At 39.2% G+C, this 19,009-nt stretch carries 14 protein-coding genes, 1 tRNA gene and 1 pseudogene; 10 read left to right on the forward strand and 6 right to left on the reverse strand.

From position 1 onward, the window contains the following. Window position 1: 1 nt before the first annotated feature. Genes greB through gmtY form a run of 4 tightly spaced genes read right to left on the reverse strand, consistent with a single transcriptional unit; the run spans window position 2 to window position 5,151 of the window. Complete coding sequence (gene greB, locus IEV17_RS04330) at window positions 2–481, reverse strand: transcription elongation factor GreB (RefSeq protein WP_004660857.1); 480 nt, start codon at window positions 479–481, stop codon at window positions 2–4. Then, window positions 478–1,086, reverse strand: coding sequence for a gamma-mobile-trio protein GmtX (gmtX, locus tag IEV17_RS04335; protein ID WP_004660860.1), 609 nt, complete (start codon window positions 1,084–1,086; stop codon window positions 478–480). Before gmtX ends, greB begins: the two co-directional genes overlap by 4 nt. Beyond that, on the reverse strand, window positions 1,076–3,844 hold the full coding sequence (gmtZ, locus tag IEV17_RS04340) for a gamma-mobile-trio integrase GmtZ (protein WP_004660861.1): 2,769 nt from the start codon (window positions 3,842–3,844) through the stop codon (window positions 1,076–1,078). Before gmtZ ends, gmtX begins: the two co-directional genes overlap by 11 nt. Further along, a complete protein-coding gene (gene gmtY, locus IEV17_RS04345; protein WP_004660863.1) occupies window positions 3,841–5,151 on the reverse strand; it encodes a gamma-mobile-trio recombinase GmtY in 1,311 nt (436 codons plus the stop codon). Before gmtY ends, gmtZ begins: the two co-directional genes overlap by 4 nt. A gap of 108 nt (window positions 5,152–5,259) precedes the next feature. Between gmtY and IEV17_RS04350 the strand changes: the two are divergent. The 10 genes and pseudogenes from IEV17_RS04350 to IEV17_RS04395 all read left to right on the forward strand — a co-directional run. Further along, window positions 5,260–5,607, forward strand: a pseudogene (locus IEV17_RS04350) (GreA/GreB family elongation factor); the annotation flags it as partial. A gap of 96 nt (window positions 5,608–5,703) precedes the next feature. Continuing rightward, window positions 5,704–5,793 (forward strand) — tRNA-Ser (locus tag IEV17_RS04355). A 535-nt stretch (window positions 5,794–6,328) separates the two neighbouring features. After that, on the forward strand, window positions 6,329–7,390 hold the full coding sequence (locus IEV17_RS04360) for an ABC transporter substrate-binding protein (protein WP_004660869.1): 1,062 nt from the start codon (window positions 6,329–6,331) through the stop codon (window positions 7,388–7,390). Between the two features lie 13 nt (window positions 7,391–7,403). Continuing rightward, window positions 7,404–8,114 (forward strand): class II aldolase/adducin family protein, encoded by a 711-nt coding sequence (locus IEV17_RS04365; RefSeq protein WP_004660870.1) that lies wholly within the window; start codon window positions 7,404–7,406, stop codon window positions 8,112–8,114. 33 nt (window positions 8,115–8,147) lie between these two features. Further along, window positions 8,148–9,341 carry an LLM class flavin-dependent oxidoreductase gene (locus tag IEV17_RS04370; RefSeq protein WP_004660872.1) on the forward strand — a complete coding sequence of 398 codons (1,194 nt, stop codon included), beginning with the start codon at window positions 8,148–8,150 and terminating at the stop codon, window positions 9,339–9,341. Between the two features lie 10 nt (window positions 9,342–9,351). Then, a complete protein-coding gene (locus tag IEV17_RS04375) occupies window positions 9,352–10,926 on the forward strand; it encodes an ABC transporter substrate-binding protein (protein WP_004660873.1) in 1,575 nt (524 codons plus the stop codon). Between the two features lie 5 nt (window positions 10,927–10,931). After that, window positions 10,932–12,083, forward strand: a complete 1,152-nt coding sequence (locus IEV17_RS04380) for an ABC transporter permease (RefSeq protein WP_004660874.1) — start codon at window positions 10,932–10,934, stop codon at window positions 12,081–12,083. Beyond that, complete coding sequence (locus tag IEV17_RS04385; RefSeq protein ID WP_004660876.1) at window positions 12,080–12,928, forward strand: ABC transporter permease; 849 nt, start codon at window positions 12,080–12,082, stop codon at window positions 12,926–12,928. Before IEV17_RS04380 ends, IEV17_RS04385 begins: the two co-directional genes overlap by 4 nt. A 2-nt stretch (window positions 12,929–12,930) precedes the next feature. Further along, entirely contained in the window at window positions 12,931–14,748 is a 1,818-nt protein-coding gene (locus IEV17_RS04390; RefSeq protein ID WP_004660878.1) for a dipeptide ABC transporter ATP-binding protein, read from the forward strand. A gap of 27 nt (window positions 14,749–14,775) precedes the next feature. Next, a complete protein-coding gene (locus tag IEV17_RS04395; RefSeq protein WP_004660882.1) occupies window positions 14,776–16,053 on the forward strand; it encodes an acyl-CoA dehydrogenase family protein in 1,278 nt (425 codons plus the stop codon). 53 nt (window positions 16,054–16,106) lie between these two features. Here the strand turns inward: IEV17_RS04395 and IEV17_RS04400 are convergent, their stop codons facing one another. Beyond that, on the reverse strand, window positions 16,107–18,059 hold the full coding sequence (locus IEV17_RS04400) for a family 2A encapsulin nanocompartment cargo protein cysteine desulfurase (RefSeq protein WP_004660884.1): 1,953 nt from the start codon (window positions 18,057–18,059) through the stop codon (window positions 16,107–16,109). Next, on the reverse strand, window positions 18,034–18,966 hold the full coding sequence (locus tag IEV17_RS04405) for a family 2A encapsulin nanocompartment shell protein (RefSeq protein ID WP_004660886.1): 933 nt from the start codon (window positions 18,964–18,966) through the stop codon (window positions 18,034–18,036). Before IEV17_RS04405 ends, IEV17_RS04400 begins: the two co-directional genes overlap by 26 nt. Between the last annotated feature and the right edge of the window lie 43 nt (window positions 18,967–19,009).

A 19,009-nucleotide genomic window follows, 5' to 3' on the forward strand; every position in this document is an offset into this window, starting at 1 on the left:
ATTAAGTGACTTTTTTATAAACAATGTTTGTAATATACCAAATTTTCTTACCAGTAGGTGTTTGTACTTGGACTTCATCATCTACAGACTTACCTAAGCAAGCTTTAGCCATAGGTGATTGGAGGGAAATATAGTCTTTATTACCATAAATCTCCTCGTCACCCACTATGCGAAATTTAATGGTTTCACCGTCGTCATTCTCTAATTCAACCCAAGCACCAAAATACGCTTTTCCATCTTGTTCAGGGCTATATTCAACTTTATGTGCCACCTCAAAAAGCTTGGTTAAGTATCTAATTCTACGATCAATTTCACGTAACTTTCTTTTATTATAGATGTAATCAGCGTTTTCCGATCGATCGCCTAGACTGGCTGCCCAAGACACAATTTTAGTAATTTCAGGACGTTCTTTACGAACTAAATCATTTAACTCATCTTGTAAACGTTGATAACCTTCAACCGTTAATAATTTACGATTCAAGACAAATACTCCAAAGCCTTGCGTAAGGCATCCAATGTTGACACTTTAAAAACAGGCTTATTTGACTCATCTACAAGCTCACCATAATGTGTAGGCTTTAAATTCCATTTTTTTTGGAAATCTGTAGACAATAAATATTGTAATGCCCGTACTTCTTGATCAGAAAGCTTAAAAGATTCATCGGGTATCATATTCTTATGATCATAAATATCAATCCTTTGTTTAGGTGGAATGATTTCACGGATCATTTGTTGAGCTTCCTTTAACTCAGATGCCATAATACGGACAAGCAACTGATGTTTGGGGTTTTGAATTTCTTCAATCCACGCATTGTCTGTTGGAGATGGTTTTGTTAATTTAGTCGTCTGGGATGAATCTGCAAAACATTGAATCAGTGCTCTATATTTTTCACCTGTCTTATTTCTGATGCTTTGCGCTTTAGGAACACCTCTGTTAAATCCTAAATTAGCAATCGTACTTACAGAAAAATCCTGAATTCCACGTTCCTGTTGCTCCATACATACTTCATAGATTGCATCGAGTGACTGTTGGATTTTAAGTGATGATCCATGTTTTAACTTATGTAATAACTCTTCAGGATTCACGACTTACCTCAATTAAATTTGGTGAATTATGTAGAATGAGTTCAATCTCTGATTTTGAAATTTGTTCAGTTTCAGAAAGTTCTATTAGTTTAAGCTTTCCATCTATAACACTTTGCACTTTATCCCAAGATTTGAGACGACTCATCAATAACTTGAAAATTTGATTGCCTGCTGAAAGTTGCTGTTCTTTAGATAACATGAATAAAGCGGGCATAATTTCATTAAACATTGCCATTTTATCAATGAGCTGAGTTCTTGGATAAATAGCTTGATCTGCATTACAAGATTTATAAATGGCTGCATTTTCACAGACTTCTTGTAATTGTTGATAATGGCTCACTTCTTCCATTTCTAATATCAATTCAGCATTAGGGGCTGTAATTAAGGAAAGTTTTTCATCGCTCTCTATAAGGGGATTGTTGTTGATGAGCTTGTGGCATTTCGTAATATGACTATAAGCCGATTGGATATCGCATAAAAGCATATCCAATTTTTTAGCGGCTGTTTCATATTCAGATTCGAAATTTCGAAGTTCAGTCTCAAGCTTGGATCTGTTTGCTGTGCCTTCAAATTTTTCTTTCTTCAAATTGGCTATATATTCTTCTTTTTCAATATTATCAATATCTTGATTAATCTGATTGATTTTAATTTGTAGTTTCGAACATATTTCAGATTGATCATTGGATTGGAGTAAGATCTCATTTGTAATTGCCAATAAACCACCAATAAAGGCAGGCCCAGTTATAAAATGTCTACAACGGATACAATTCTGAGTTCCTAAATAACCTTGGGGTGTAGGGGTATAGAATGAACTACTTTTTATTAACTCACCACCATCCTCACATCTTGAAGCTGCAAAAGGGCAAATACCGTAATCTCTAAAAATAAAATTTCCTGCAGGAACCTCATTAGATAAAGCTTGCAGTAACTCCAAATTATTACCAATTAATTGGTTTTTAACACTTTCAATTTTATTTTGCTCAATTGTCCTTTGAATTGATTCAACTTCAGATTTTAAGGCTATTTTTTCACCTTCTTCTAATCGAGTTCTAATATCATGATTGGAAACTTTGCAATAATAAATCGACATGATCACGGAGCTATGGCCAACGATCTTCATCACGATTTCAATAGGCATACCCATTTCAAGAACATAGGCTGTAATGAGGCTAACACGCATGCTATGAGGTGTATATTTAGACTTATATGCACCTAAAATTGCTCTATTTCCTTCAAGTGTAGCTAAGCAAAGATTTGAGGGCTGTATATTATAAAGAGCAGCCGCTAATCTTGGGGTTAAAGCATTTCCGACATTTGCTGGTTCAAAATCATTAAAGCGCCTAAAAAGAAAACAATTCAATCCTTTGGCTTTTCTTTGTACCTCATTTAAATTTGTTCTTTGGCAATTAATCCAAGCACTGGGGTATGAGATAGAATTATATTTTTGTTGCCATTTCCTTAGCCTAATAAGCCAATATGCTAAGTCTTCGGGTATCCACGGAATTGTGTAGCCTTGCCCATTGTTATTTGTTTTATTTGTAGTGGTAAACATACCTGTTTGACCATCAGGCATTCTTTTGATGAACGATTGTTCTTTGGTTAATCGTGAAAGTGGGGAATTATTTTTTAGCCAAATGATTTTGTTTTGTTGATCTAAATCTGCAATATACTCATCGGCTTCACCAGAATCATTATAGGCGATTTGTCGTCCTCTTAAGGGAACTTTGGTGAGTGTATAAGTATGAATCCAGTCAGTTGGGCACCATAAATATGCTTGATTATCAATTACACGGTATACACAATCTAAATCATGTAAATCTAATTGATCAAAGCTTACTTTTACCCAATCTGCATCGAATTTATGAAGGTGCTCTAAATCTTGAAAGTTTTTTGCATTGGTTGGAATAATCCATTCTTGAGCTTTTTTAACAAAATGGTATTGTAAGCATGGCTTTGTTGTTTCAGAGCGGATTGAGCTAGATGATATATTTTGTTGATTGAGTAAAAGGCTGAACGGATTTCTAGCATTATCGACTCGTACTATTTCGCCTGTTTCTTCATCTTCAATCGTTAAATCATTGTCAATAATGTAATCTAAGAATTCATTGACATAAACAACGAGTTTCCTCCTCATAGGTTCAGATTCTATATTTTCAAGAATATCTCGAAAGGGTTTTACATCGAATTTTTCCTGTATAAGAAAAGCATGTGGTGTTTTGCTTTTATCAAATTGTTCAATATAAAGACGAACGAAACGACAAAGCTGAGTTTCTTTAGTACCTCCACCACGAGCTTTAGTCATAAATTCTTTAATTTTTATTGCCCAAGTGACATAGTCAGAAGAAATAAAATCTGGCTTAAATGGTTCTGTTTTACCTAAAAATTTATACCAGTTTTCCCATTCATTTGGATATGCAGTTTGTGGATCAAGTGGAAGACTTAGATCATTTAATTTTAAAATAAAAGCTTTGTACTCTTTCGCATTTTTAAGATTTTTGTTTTCAATCAAATTTTTTAGTTCGACATATGAAATAAAATCAGCTATTTCAAAAAAATCTTTATAGCTAATCCATTCGTCATAAATTCTTTCGGGATGAGCAGGTAGCCCATATTCTCTATATTTCTGTTTATAGAGTACTGAGTTTGTAATACCTTCATTTTTACAAAATTGTTTTAAAGAATCTAAGCTAGGAAAAGTCGAAAACTCTTTATTAAATCGTTTACTTTCAATTCGTCTGATTGCTTGAGGTTTAATCATTTAATCGCTCTCAACTTTTCTTGGACTTCTTCAATTGTTGGTTTGATATAAACAAGACATGATGTTGGGCTTTTATGATGCATAGCTTTTTGAATTTCGACTTGATTTAAACCAGCCTGACGCGCACGAAATCCATATGCATGACGATGACCATGCTCAGTCGTACCAAGAGATTTTTTGCAAATTAGCCCGATACGCTCTACTGCACGTTTATGCAGGCGTTGAAAGTTTTTTATAGTTTCAGGCTGACCTAAATTATTTGTAAATGCAAAAGGATGTGGATTACTTTTCAGCGGCTCTACACGCTGATATTTGAGATAGTTTGCCCAAATTAATAAGAAATCTTTAGCTTTTTCAGGAGGGTTAAATACAACCTCAAAGTAACCTTGTTTAGATGTAAGTAATGGGGACTTCCATCCTGCATATAAACGTTCGGTAAATGGATAGTTATTTCTAGGCTTCAATGATGTTTTGGATAAAAGAAATTCACGTCTATTTTTGAAATGAGGGTCTGGAGCTAGACCTAATTCAGGATGATAAACACGAACAAGAGCTTCTTGAGGACGGTTTGGGTTTAATGTGATATCTGAAGTGTAAATATGAAAAATTTCACTTTTCCTAAGCCCACCGTAATTCATCAACATCGTAATCGCTTGCGATTTATAGTCATATTTACCATTTTTTTCGAACCCTAAGTAAATCAATCTTTCAATTTGATCTTCAGGGAAACGAACTGCATATTCAAAATCAATCAGGTCTTCATTGAACGATCCAACCAAACGAACTTGCTGCTGTGATAAATCTCTTTTAGTTAAATGATTTAGAAAGACATTTGCTTGTTTATGATAATAAGCGCACCAATTTAGACGCTCTTCATAACTTGTGGCTTTGCGAAATGGATTTATACGAATTGTTGAATGTTCATCCTGTGAAGTCAGAAAATCAGTGTAATGGGTAATATGAAATAATAGATTATTGGTATCTCTGACTGTGCGTGGTCGCCAATAAAGATTAAGAGAATCTGTACGGGTTGTTGGGTCAATTGTGCCTGTGATTAATGCCTCGGTGAAAGCTTTCAGTAATTTAGTAGCATTCTCAATTTGTGGAACTGAATTTATATACTTCAATAAAAGTTTAAGTGCATAACAAGATCTTTCTTTCCATGATTCACTTTTTGAATTAAACCAAGCCAAATAGCGCAAATGAGAAATGATGATTCCTTTCTCAGTCAAGAGGCAAGGCAAGACTAAGGTGGTTTGAGTAGAACAATCTTTGTAATTTACATAAATTTTCTTAACGTAAGCCATATACTATTTAGTATGAAGTATGAGGTTTTCTCAATTTAAACTTATCATTATTTGATCTATTGTCAATACAGAATACTAGAAATAGTATGTTTTAAGGTGGGGTTATAATATCAATACAATAAACAAATACTCAGAAAAATAGATCGTCGTGTCCGATATTTAGGAAAACGTTTAGAAGAATTAAAAATTGTCGATTATATGCCTGAACAAGAGGGCAAAGTTTATTTTGGAGCTTGGGTAGAGATTGAAAATGATGACGGGGAGCAAAAAAAATTAAGGGTTGTTGGGATAGATGAAATTTATGATCATCATCCCCAGCATATTTCGATTGAGTCTCCAATGGCACGTGCATTATTGAGCAAAGAGGTGGATGATGAGGTGGAAGTCATTACTCCATTAGGAAAAAAAGTGTGGTATATCAACTCAATTTGCTATGAAAAATCTAAAAATGTTTAAATTTTTACTGTTTTGATTTTATTTTGAGCATTTGATTGATTGTTTTGAATAAAAGATTTGCTAATTCTAATTTTTATTTATATGATAGCCGCCATTGGAAGCGTGGCAGAGCGGTTTAATGCACCGGTCTTGAAAACCGACGAGGGTGTGAGTCCTCCGTGAGTTCGAATCTCACCGCTTCCGCCAAATATCTAAATAAGCCCTTGTTATTACAAGGGCTTATTTTTTATCTAATTTATTCACTTAAAAAACTACAAAAAATAAATCATATATTTTTAATGAAGCTCATTTTATATCTTATAAAACTTATATTTTTTATCAGTCTTATAATCAATATAGATTGGAGAGCATTCCCTTTAGTTCTATAAATTCAGTTTGATTTAAGCTAATTCAGTTAACTTAAAAATACGGTAAAGCCGTACAAGCATAGTTACACCTTTCGCCACATTTCCAGATGTGGCTTTTTTTATATTTAGTTATTTTTAACATAAATGACGCTAAAAAAATTTTAAATCAGTAGTTATAAGATTTGATTGTAAACCTGATTAAATTTTGTAAGATCTCTGTTGATAAAACAACATTAGATAAAAATGGTTGGTGAAAAAGAAACAATTTTTTATCTATAAAAACTTAAGTAATTGAAAAATAAAAATAAGATTTCTTGGCATAAAAACTGCTCAATACAAGTGATATGAAATTGGAAATATCCTAAGGAATACCTATGTCACTTGTTATCGATAAAAAAGAAAATTCTAAAGAATTTGTAAAAAGTCCATTATCTGAAATCTGGGTCACTCGATGTCCAGTACCAACAGCAACAGGTATCTCACTAAAACGTGGGACACTGATCGAAAAGTTTGAACAGCATGGTATTGATGTTGCTGTTTTACAAGATGCCCGTAAAGGTCTATCTGTTCATCATTTTGATCATCAACTACCCGCATTATTCCGTGAAGGTGGAAATGTTCCAGCATTAGCTGCTCGTTCTGAAGGTGCTCCAAGTCGACTCATTGGTTTGACATGGATTGATGAATGGCAAGTGATCATTGTTCGCCCTGATTCTGAAATCAGCAAACCGGAGCATTTAAAAAATGTAAAAGTTGCTTTACCTGAATATGCAGACAAACGGGCAGGTAGCATTTTTAGAGCGATGTCTTTACAGGGTATTCGAGGTGCTTTGCAACTCGCAAATTTAACCTTCCGTGATGTGGATTTTATTGAAGTCCCTGAACGAGCAGAATCGAATACACAACAACGTGATGCCAGTACCTATTGGTCTGGATTAGATGCATTAATCACAGGTGAAGTTGATGCTGTTTATGTTAAAGGAGCATCGGCTGTCGAAGCTGCGACAAAACGCGGTTTAAAAGTTGGGATTGATTTGGATCAATTTGAGGATGTGACCTCTCGTGTAAACAATGGTACGCCTCGTCCAATTACTGTACATGAAGACTTATTGAAAGATCACTTTGAGGTTGTGGTTGATTTTCTGGAAGAGCTGTTTGATACCGCAGATTGGGCTCAAGATCATTTAGATGAAGTGCTGGTTATTCTTGAAGATGAAACGATTGCAGGTGCAGAGAGTGTCGCGACAGCCTACCGTAATAATTTTCATAAGTCTTTACATCCATCATTAAGTGAAGAGCGTTTAGAGCTGTTAAGACAACAAAAAGATTTCCTTTGGTTACACGGTTTTCTCGAGCGTGATGTCGATATTAATACTTGGGTTGATCACCGTCCTTTGCTCGAAGTTTTAAAGCGCCGCCAAAATAAACAATTTTAATAGGATATTTATCATGACAACACTTATTCAAACCCCACTGTCTCCTGAACTCAATGATTTTATCGAATCGAATCGTGAAAAAGCTGAATTTGCTTTTGAAGTGTTCCGTGAAACAAGAACAATCACGGCAAATGGAACGGTTAATTTTGTTGAACGTGGACCTGATAATACCTTAGTCACTTTTAACTATGCAGGACCGTGGTCTAAAGATCAAAAAAGCAAAGTACTTGTGGAGACAATTGATGGTGAAGTTTTATTGGGTAGAAAAAATGCAGGTGGGCGTTATAACAAACTTTTTCGCGAGCATGCAGATGTCACCACAATATCTCATGTACACGCGCCGAATTTAGGGGCTTGGGCGCAAACCCATCGTACCTTACCGATTCGTTATGTGCCTGTTCAGCGCTTTCATTTATTTAAAGAACTACCGATTTATATTGATCGCCGTCAGGCAGAAGTAGATTTCATTTTAGATCAACTCAAAGTTGATATCGAACATCGAGCAATTTTAGAAGCTAACGGTGGTGCAACTGTATGGGGACGTCAGGGATTACAAGAAACAGCTGAATTTATCTTATTGCTTGAGGAAGGTGCACAGATTCAGCTACTTGCTGAATTAGCTGGGGGAAGCCGTGAATACGGACAGGGTGTTTTACACCAGCAGTGGCGAATGAGTGGTTTAACCGATAAAGCGAAGTCGCTTGGATTACTTCCACTTCATTAGAAATCTGATTCAAATATAAATATAGAGAATACTATGGCTGTAAAACTTTTATGGTATCTCACTTCTCCAGATGGGCCATATCCTTGGTTGGAATCTGGGCGGTGGGATACCGATTATGAACACTTGCAACAGATTGCGATTACTGCGGATCGACTTGGCTTTTATGGTTCACTTATGGGTACCAGTGAATATGAAACACTTGCTGTTGCTGCGAGTTTAATTCCATTTACTGAACGTTTAAAGTTTCTGGTTGCCCAACATCCTGGAGAAGTCCAGCCAGCAGTTTTGGCAAAATATGCGCAAACTTTTGATGCATTTTCTAAAGGGCGTTTGTTGTTTAATGTCGTCAATGGAAATGATAAAGGGTTGGCAGCTTTAGGTATTCACTATACTCATGATGATCGTTATGACTTTAGTAAAGAATACTGGACAGCATTTCAACAAAACTATTTAGGTGATAGGACTGGATTTGAGGGGGAATTTATTCAAATTGCTCCACGTCTAGAAGGTGGATCTCCTATGTCCAAATGGCGTGGTCCAACTCAAAAGCAGGGTGTACCTTTATGGGGAGCAGGAACTTCTACGAAAGGCGTTCAGCATTCTGTTGAATTACTCGATGTGTATTTAAGTTTTGCGAATACGCCTCCGCTGCTTGGAGAAAAGTTCAGCAAAGTTGCCGTTGAGGCGGCAAAAATTGGACGTACTTTAGAATTTGGTACTCGATTACAAATTATTGTTCGGGAAACAGAAGAAGAGGCTTGGCAGTATGCTCAGTCGTTACTCGACAAGATTGATATAGATTATGCAATTGAAGCGGTTAAACGGCAGCTTCCTTCTGATGAAACTTTTGAGAGTTATCAAAGCTCAAATCCGATCGTTCAAAGAAATCTCACTTTGTTACGACAAGGGGTATTACCTCACGCAAAAGATTTTGAAATTTATCCTAATGTTTGGACGGGGCCATCTTTATTTGGTTTTGATATTTTAAACCCAGCAGCAGGTACTGCCTTGGTTGGTAGTGCTGAAAATATTGCTGAGCGAATTAAAGAATACGAGAGCTATGGCGTATCAGCCTTTATCTTATCTGGTTTTCCTTTAATTGGAGAAGCCTATCGTGTAGCTGATTTATTGTTCCCTTTATTAGAGCTAGATCATGGTTTTGAGTTACCTAAGCTCAATAAAAATTCATCCATTGATTCTCTCTTGAATCAAGAAATTGCAGTTTAAGGGAGAAAAAATGAACAAAATTACACGTCGAGAATTGATTAAACAAACTGGATTAGGTGTTGGAGCTGTTGCTGCAATTAGCCTTATAGGATGTTCTAAAACTGATTCTTCAAGTTCTGACAATGCTCCTGCAAGCACAGCTCAAAATGATGTACCGAAAAAAGGCGGTGTGATCAAAATTGGAGTAATCAATGGCAATCAAGCAGGTAATTTAGACGCACATAAACCTATTGGTATGTCCAGTGCATTTAGAGGGTGGCCTTTATATGCCAAATTATGGGAATGGGGCAGAGATATCCAACCTAAACTTGCACTTGCTGAATTTGCGGAACCAAATAATGATGGAACGAAATGGACCATTCGCCTAAAAAAAGGTCTCGAATTTCATCACGGTAAAACGATTACTGCTGATGATGTTATTTTCTCCTTACGCCGTTTGACGGATCCTAAACTCGCGTCTCCGTTTGCTGCCTATCTTTATTCATTGCAACGAGATGGAGTTAAGAAGGTCGATGAATACACCGTTGAGATCCCTTTTGCTCAAGGAAAAGGCTTAGTTGCTTTACCTGAGGCATGGATGAGTTGGGGAGGGATTGTTCCTACAGATTATGACCCAGTTAAAAATGTGGTCGGGGCTGGGCCCTTTAAGCTTGACAGTTTTACGCCAGGTCAACGTTCACGCTTTGTTCGTTTTGAAAACTATTGGAAAGAAAATAAGCCTTATGCTGATGCAATAGAAATCATTGATTTTAAAGATCAGACAGGACGTCTTGCTGCTTTGCAATCTGGTCAAATTGACATTGCTTCAGGGGTAAGTGCCGAGCATATTTCTTTAATTCAAGCCAATAAACGATTGAATCTCGTTTCATCTGAAACAGATGCTTGGCAATCTTTTGATATGAATACCTCAAAAGCACCTTTCAATGATCCTCGAGTACGTCAAGCTTTTAGATTGATTGCCAATAGAGATGATTTGGTTAAACGGGCTTTAGCTGGTCAAGGACGAGTTGCAAATGATCTCTATTCCTTTAGTGATCCTGTGTATGACCACAGTATTCTACAGCGTAAGCAAGATTTAAATAAAGCTAAGGCATTGTTGAAAGAAGCCGGTTTTAGCAATAGCTTGGCGGTTGATTTGTATACAGGGCCAGATAGCAATGCCGCATTGGTTTTTGCTCAGCATGCGGCTCAGGCTGGTGTTATCGTTAATGTTAAACAGGTTGAAGCTGCCACCTTTGCGGATGCTGTAAAACAGGATTGGGCATTTAGTACTGGTTCAAACGTTTCACGACCTTTTTTATTAACCGTCTTGCAAATTGATGGGCCGGGTGCGGCAAATAATAAAACCCGATTTAACAATCAACGTTTTACTGAATTGGTTCATACAGCATTACAACAGCCTGATTTGGAAAAACGCAAAGTTCTCATTCATGAAGCACAGCATATTCAACATGAGCAAGGTGGTTTGGTCATTTGGGGTTTTAATAATGTACTCGATGCACATTCTGGCCAAATTGGTGGCGTAACACCCGATCGCACAGGCTTTGCTGCGTGGCGTACAGATGAATTTTGGCGTAGGGGATGACCGCTATGACAACGCAATCCAGCAATATAGAGACAGCCATTTCACATCAAACAATGACGAGATCATTTGAAATACCAGCATGGTTACCTTGGTTTTTCACACGGTTGTTGTCAGGTGTATTGGTTGTATTTGTGATTAGTCTCATTGTATTTATTGCCACACAAGCACTCCCATCTGATCCGGCTCGCGTCATTTTGGGCCCAGAAGCACCAGAAGTGACGGTTCAAATACTTCGTGAACAATTGGGCCTGAACGATCCAATATTGATTCAATACTGGCATTGGTTGAGTCAATTATTGCAAGGTAATTTCGGCCGTTCGATTGATTCAAATGTACCTGTTGTGCAGATTGTTCAGAATTATTTTGGTAACACCGTTGCATTAACGATCTTAGTTATTGTCATTACTGTACCAATTTCTGTGGTACTGGGTGTATGGCTGTCACTCCGTCGCGATAGCAAACTAGATCGTATTATTGTTTCTAGCTCTATTCTATTCAAGGCTGTTCCAGGATTTGTGATTGCAATCTGGTTAATGATGTTTTTCTCAACCTCAATCCTGCACATATTGCCAGCTGCATCTTTGTTGATTCCAGAGCAGTCAGCTTTTAGCCAAATAGAGTTCTTAGTTTTACCGATTTTAACCTTGGCCTTATCGCTTATTCCATATCTGATGCGGTTGGTGCGGGGTTCCATGATTGATGCACTTGAGTCGGACTATGTGACCTCTGCACGATTACGTGGTATTCCTGAGCGACGGATCATATGGAAACATGTTTTACCAAATGCATTGGTGCCAGTGGTGCAGGGAACAGCATTAACGATACGGGTTCTGCTGAGTGGAGCTCTCATTATTGAAGTGGTTTTCAGTTATCCTGGTATTGGTAATGCACTCAATGCAGCAATTGAATTAAGAGATATCCCGACCATTCAAGCAATTGTTTTATTGCTGACCATTTGTGTGGTAGCCGTTAATTTAATTGCCGATTTAATAACGACCTTACTCACACCAAAAATACGAACAGCCAAAAGACATAAAGCACGTTCGCCAGGCCGTCGTCAGGCATTACGTTTATGGAAGTCGGGTCGACCAATTACGGTAAAACCTGTTGACCGCCGCAATGCGTTAAAGAACATTCAGCAAGGAGGTGGGAAATGAGCTCACTTCATTGGTATCAAAGAAATTTTTTTCAAACATTAATTCGTGAAAGACAAGTACGTTTTGGATTTGTAGTCACGACGTTAGTGTTGATTTTTGCACTGGTTGGACCGCTATTGGTTCCATTTGAGCCCACTGCTTTGATCGGCATGACATATGGTCCGCCTGAAGGAAAATCGTTTCTTGGATATGATTATATTGGTCATGATGTGTGGTCGCGTGTCCTTGCTGGTGGGGCTTCTATTATCTGGATGACACTGGCTGCCAGTTTGGTTGCATTAATTATTGGCTCTAGTTTAGGCATACTCGCTGCTTTTGCTCGAAATAAGATTGATCAGTTTGTGACTTGGCTGACTGATGTTTTTATGGCCTTTCCGGACCTTATATTGGTCTTGCTTATCGTTTCAATGTTAGGTCGGGAACCTTGGCTCATCGTTTTAACGGTTTCAATTGCTTTTATTCCTGGCGTAGTGCGTCTTGCGCGAAGCGTTGCACTGAATCTGGTGGAACAAGAATATATCGAAGCAGCCAGAATTCTCGGGTACTCAAAAACCTATATTTTATTTCGTGAAATTTTACCCAACATGTTGACGCCTTTACTCATCCATCTTGGTGTGATGCTGACATGGGCTGTGGGTATGTTATCTGGTTTGGCTTTTCTTGGTTATGGTGTGGCACCTCCAGCAGCAGATTGGGGACTCATGATTAATGAAAATCGCGCTGGTTTATTGGTACAGCCATGGGCGGTATTTGCTCCTGTCATCTTAATTGCTTTGTTTGCGCTCGGAACGAATGTATTGGCTGAGGGCGTTGGACGTGCAGCAGCTCGGATTGAGGAAAAATAAGCATGGCATATCTATTTAAAAATACCGTATTGACTGTAAAAGATCTAACCGTGGCATTGGTCAACACCGGCAATCACATCGTTTCTGATATTTCATTTAGCCTACGAGAAGGAGAAGTTCTAGGGCTAGTTGGAGAAAGTGGCTCAGGTAAAACGACATTATCAAGTGCCTTATTGGGCTATGCACGCTATGGAGCCAAGATTATTCAAGGCTCAATTGAGCTAGAGAATCAAGATATTCTCAGTTTAGATGATCATGCTTTACGTCAGGTTCGTGGTTATAAAATCAGTCATGTCGCTCAAGATCCTGGAACAGCACTCAACCCAGCATTAAGTATTGGTCAACATTTATTTGAACTATTAGACGTCCATCAAACACAGCTATCTAGTAAGGAAAAATACCAAAAGGTTGCCAAAATTTTAAATGAAGTGGGATTGCCGCATGATGATCTATTTTTAAAGCGCTATCCTCATCAGCTTTCGGGTGGGCAACAACAACGAATTTTATTGGCCTTGGCATTCTTGCTACAGCCACGTTTGATCGTTTTGGATGAGCCAACCACCGCGTTAGATGTGACGACACAGACATTGGTGTTGAATATCATTCGTAAATTATGTCGGGAATATAACGTTGCTGCTATCTATGTATCGCATGACTTAACGGTGGTAAAAGATATTGCAGATCGGGTGATTGTTCTGTATTCGGGTCGAATTGCAGAAGATGCGGCATTAACCCAACTATTTGAAACGCCTAAGCACCCTTATACGCAAGGTTTACTGAACGCCATTCCCGATGTGGCCATTCGTAAATATTTATCTCCAATTGAAGGACATGCTCCTTCGCCCAATGAGCGTCCAGTGGGATGTGCTTTTGCGGCACGTTGTACTTTCGCCACAGATATATGTCGTCAAAAACAACCTGAATTAACTCAATTAAAAGATGAGTTTGATCCGCATTTTGTTGCTTGTCACCATTCGGACCACGTCGGTGTGATTCATTTTAAAGAGATTGATCATCAAGTGATTGAAAGAGAAACAGACCGGGAAGCTTTATTAAAAGTTGAACATATTAATGCATGGTATGGGCAACAACAGGCACTTTTTGATATTTCATTTCAACTCAAAAAAGGCGAATGTTTAGCATTGGTGGGTGAATCGGGTTCAGGAAAAACCACTTTATCGCGTGTCATTGCTGGCCTGAATGAAAATGCAGATGGACAAATTACATTAGCAGATGATGTCTTGTCGTTGCATGGGCAACAGCGTCATTTGCAGCAGCGGCATAAACTGCAATATATCTTTCAAAACCCTTATAAGGCTTTGAATCCAGCGCATACGATTGGTCAGACATTAATTAAAGTTGTACAGCATTTCTTTGGAGCATCTCGACAAGAAGCCATAGAAAAAGTCACGCAGGTACTTAAACAAGTCTCTCTGCCTATACAGGTTCAAGAACTCTATCCAAGAGATTTATCGGGTGGGGAGCGACAACGAGTGGCTATCGCGCGAGCTTTGCTGTGCCAACCTGATGTTTTGATTTGTGATGAGATTACATCTGCTTTGGATGTTTCAGTTCAGGCTTCCATCTTAAAACTGCTACAAGACCTCCAACAGCAAGGTGTGACCTTACTATTTGTGACCCATAACCTAGGGGTTGTTCGTGCAATCGCAGATCGAGTCGCCGTATTAAAAAATGGACATATTGTTGAATATGGCGAAACAGATCAAGTGCTGAGTCATCCTCAACATACATATACCAAAACTTTGCTTACCCATGCGCCAAGCTTGTTTAAAAACAATGTACTTGAAGTTTGCGCATAAAAAAGAACAGATTTTCCGGAGTTAACAATGAACGACATTAACCAACGTAATTTTTTAGAATTAGGTAGTATCAGGCATATTCAAAGTGAGCAAGAAGCACTTGATATTGCAAAAGAGGTGGCGGATCAACTGAATCAATTTGCTCGTGATCCCAGTTATAACAAGACCGTACCTTATGAACAAGCTCGCTTAATTTCAGAATCTGGTTTAACTGCGATTATTGTACCCAAGCAATTTGGGGGCTTAGGCGCCAGTATTTCAACCTTGGTCAATGTGGTGAAAATTATTTCATCCGCTGATGGTGGTGTCGGGCAGTTATTACAGATTCACTTCACCATGTTCCGAGGCGTTTTAACGGGCTATGATGATGAAATTCGTGATCAGTTACTGGGTGATATCTTAAGCGGAAAGCGTTTGGGTAATGCTCTTGCAGAAGTGGGTGGTAAAGATAAATTTCAGCATAAGACGCGTGTAGAGCGAAATTCAGAAGGGCAATTAATTTTAAATGGCAGTAAATTCTATTCTACTGGCTCTTTACTTGCAGAATGGATTTCTTTATTTGCCGGTAGTGATGATGGACCAGTCTCGATTTTAATTCATCGAGATACACAGGGAGTGGAGTTGCTTGATGACTGGGATGCGATGGGACAAAATAATAGCGTCAGTGGCACTGTTAATTTTAAAGATGTGGTTGTTGATGAACGTTATGTTGCCAAGCGAAATACGGGTGGTTTAGGCACGGTTTTACGTACGGGACTGACTTGGCCTCAGATTTTACACGCTGCAATGGACACAGGAATTGCCAAGGGGGCATTACAAGGCGGGATCGATTATTTACAACATCATGCTCGACCTTGGGTAGAAAGTGGGGTCGATTCGCCTACGCATGAACCTCATATCATCAAACAGATTGGTGAATTTGCTGTTTTGGTTCGTTCAGCTGAGGTACTATTGGATCGTTCGGCACAAATTTTTGAACAGCATTTGGCAAATGTAGAAGATGAAGACTTACAAACTGAATTGATTTTATCGGTTGCTGCCACCCGTAGTCAGTCTGATCATGCATCTTTAAAAATTTCGAGTGAAATTTTTGGATTACTTGGGGCAAGTTCAACTTTATCGAAATGGAACCTAGACCGTTTCTGGCGTAATGCACGAACTCACACCACGCATGATCCAATTCGCTGGAGGCTGTATCATGTTGGAAATTATTATTTAAATAATATTCCACCAGGAGAATACAACTCCGTACTTCTAAAGAAACAGGCGGAAAATGTGACTAAATTTAGCCCATCCCATTCATAATAATGCCAATAAAAAAGACTGCGCTGAGGCAGTCTTTTTTTATTGGAGTAGATTTAACTACTTCGCTTATTTCTTGAAAGTTGATGTAAGACTGATACCAACAAATCAATTTCTTCAGTGGTGTTATAAAATGCCAAAGAAGGGCGCACAGTTTGTTCCACACCAAAACGACGTAAGATAGGCTGAGCACAATGATGCCCTGAACGTACTGCAATGCCATGTTGATTGAGTGCTTTGCCCACTTGTTCAGTGGAATAACCTTCAAGGGTAAAGGACATCACACTGGCCTTGTTTCGGGCTGTACCAATGGGTCTTAACCCCGTGACACTGCTTAACGCATGCTGGCCATATTCCAGTAAGTCATGTTCATAACGTGCAATATTATGAATACCAAGGCGCTCAACATATTCTAAAGCAGCACCTAAACCTACCGCATCAGCAATATTACCTGTTCCTGCTTCAAACTTATTTGGGGCCGGTTGGTAAATGACTTGTTCAAAGGTCACATCCTGAATCATATTGCCGCCACCTTCCCAAACGGGCATGGTCTCCAGAATTTCAGGTTTGGCATAAACTGCACCAATGCCTGTCGGTCCAAATACTTTATGCCCAGAAAATACAAAGAAATCGGCATCAATCGCTTGGACATCAGTTGGCATATGCGAAACAGATTGAGCACCATCGACCAAGACACGGACACCTTTGGCATGGGCAATCTTGATCACTTCTGCCACAGGTGTGACCGTACCAAGGGCATTGGACACTTGGGTAATCGAAATCAGTTTGGTGCGCTCATTAATCAGTTTTGGCAGTTCTTCCAAAATGATTTGCCCCGTATCATCCACAGGAATGACACGCAGTTTGGCACCGACTTTTTTGGTCAACTGGAACCATGGTACGATATTGGCGTGATGTTCAAGATGCGAAACAATAATCTCATCACCCTCACCAATATTCTGTTCACCCCATGTCTTGGCAATCAGGTTGATGCCTTCGGTGGTGCCACGAACAAAAATAATTTCTTTTGATGATTTTGCCCCAATAAAACGTGCCACTACATTACGGGCGTGTTCATAAGCATCAGTTGCTCGTGCTGCCAGTTCATGTGCAGCCCGATGAATGTTGGAATTTTCGTGCTGATAAAAATAGGCAATACGATCAATCACGCTTTGTGGTTTCTGTGTCGTTGCTGCATTGTCAAACCAGACCAAAGGACGACCATTGACGCGTTCTTGCAGAATGGGGAAGTCACGACGGATCGCTTGAATATCTAAGGGCTGAGCGGCATTGGCAACAAAGTGTGGCTGTGAAGGTTGATAATTGCCGTAACCCGCATTGTGTTGCGGCAGATCCAAGAAATAAAAGCCTGAAGAGGCGTTATTTTTTGCTTGAGTTGAAGCTTGAGAATCTTGCTGCAACAAACTTTTTAACGCATCACCATGAGGCAATTGAAATGATTGTGCTGTGGCAAAATTGGCAGCATCAAATTCAGAACTTGACGAACTCGGTGTTGTAAAATCATTTAAAAAATAAAAGGGTGACGCATCGTTTGTTGAAGGACGAGATGGTTCAACTAAAGGTACATTCGGCGCACTATGAACCGCTTGTGGAAAATTAGGTTCAATGGGTGGACGTGGTAAATTGGCACCCCCCACGACTGGCGCAGAGGCGATCGCACGACGTTCAGGATAGTCAGGATAGTTCGGAATATGCTCAGGATATTCAGGATTCAAACTTTTTTCATAAGCAATATTCGGCGCACGACCACTGAGCGCAGCGAAAGGTTCAGCGGGTTGTGGTTGATGAGGTGGCGTACCCACATTAGGCAAGTCCAAATTCAAACCAGAGGAATGACCACTACCAGAATTTGGCAAGGCAGCAAAAAATTCAGAGGCAAGTCGTGAAAGTGTTGCTTCATCTGGGAAGTTGGACGGTGGGCTAACACCGACCACTTCAGAACCCGTTGGACTACCTTGAAAATTACTTGTAGTTAACTGGGTAGTCATGATACTTGTCCACCTCCACATCTTCGAGCACAGCCAACGCATCCTCAGTCAATACCGCTAATGAGCAGTACAGTGAGATCAGATAAGAGGCAATGGCATTACGATTGATACCCATGAAGCGTACAGAAAGCCCCGGAGATTGCTCACCTGCTAGACCAGGTTGAAATAATCCCACCACACCTTGGCGTTTTTCACCAACACGTAACAACAAGATTTTGGTTTTACCATCTTCCACTGGAATCTTATTCGATGGAATCAGTGGTACACCACGCCATGTGATGAACTGCGAACCAAATAAACTGACCGTTGGTGGTGGAACACCACGACGAGTACACTCACGGCCGAATGCAGCAATTGCATCTGGATGTGCCAAAAAGAAGCCTGGTTCTTTCCAAACTTTACGGAGTAAATCATCAAAGTCATCGGGTGTCGGTGGACCATTTAAGGTAGAGATACGCTGTTCATCTGCCACGCTTGCCAATAAACCATATTCAGGGTTATTGATCAGCTCGCTTTCTTGACGCTCTTTAATGGTTTCAATGGTTAAACGTAATTGTTCTTTAATCTGATCATGTGGGCTGCTGTAGAGATCAGCAACACGAGTATGAATATCCAAAACGGTCGAAACACCATTTAAGAAATATTCACGTGCTTGCGGATCATAATCCACAAAAGTCTGTGGGAGCGTGGCTTCATCACGTTGTGTACAGGCAACTTGAATATCATCTGTATTGTTTACACGGTTAACACGATAAATACCTGCTTCGACAGGCAACCATTGCAACAAATGAGTGAGCCAACGAGGGGTAATAGTTGAAAGTTGTGGAACTGTTTTGGTGGCATTTGCCAATTGCCTTGCAGCATGGTCTCCGAGAGCCAATTGGACTTTGTCTGTTGTATGTGCCATTTGTGAATTTTTCCTTCAAGTTGGCGGTTGTTGGTATTTCAAC

Source organism: Acinetobacter modestus, from assembly GCF_014636095.1.
Lineage (GTDB): Bacteria > Pseudomonadota > Gammaproteobacteria > Pseudomonadales > Moraxellaceae > Acinetobacter > Acinetobacter modestus.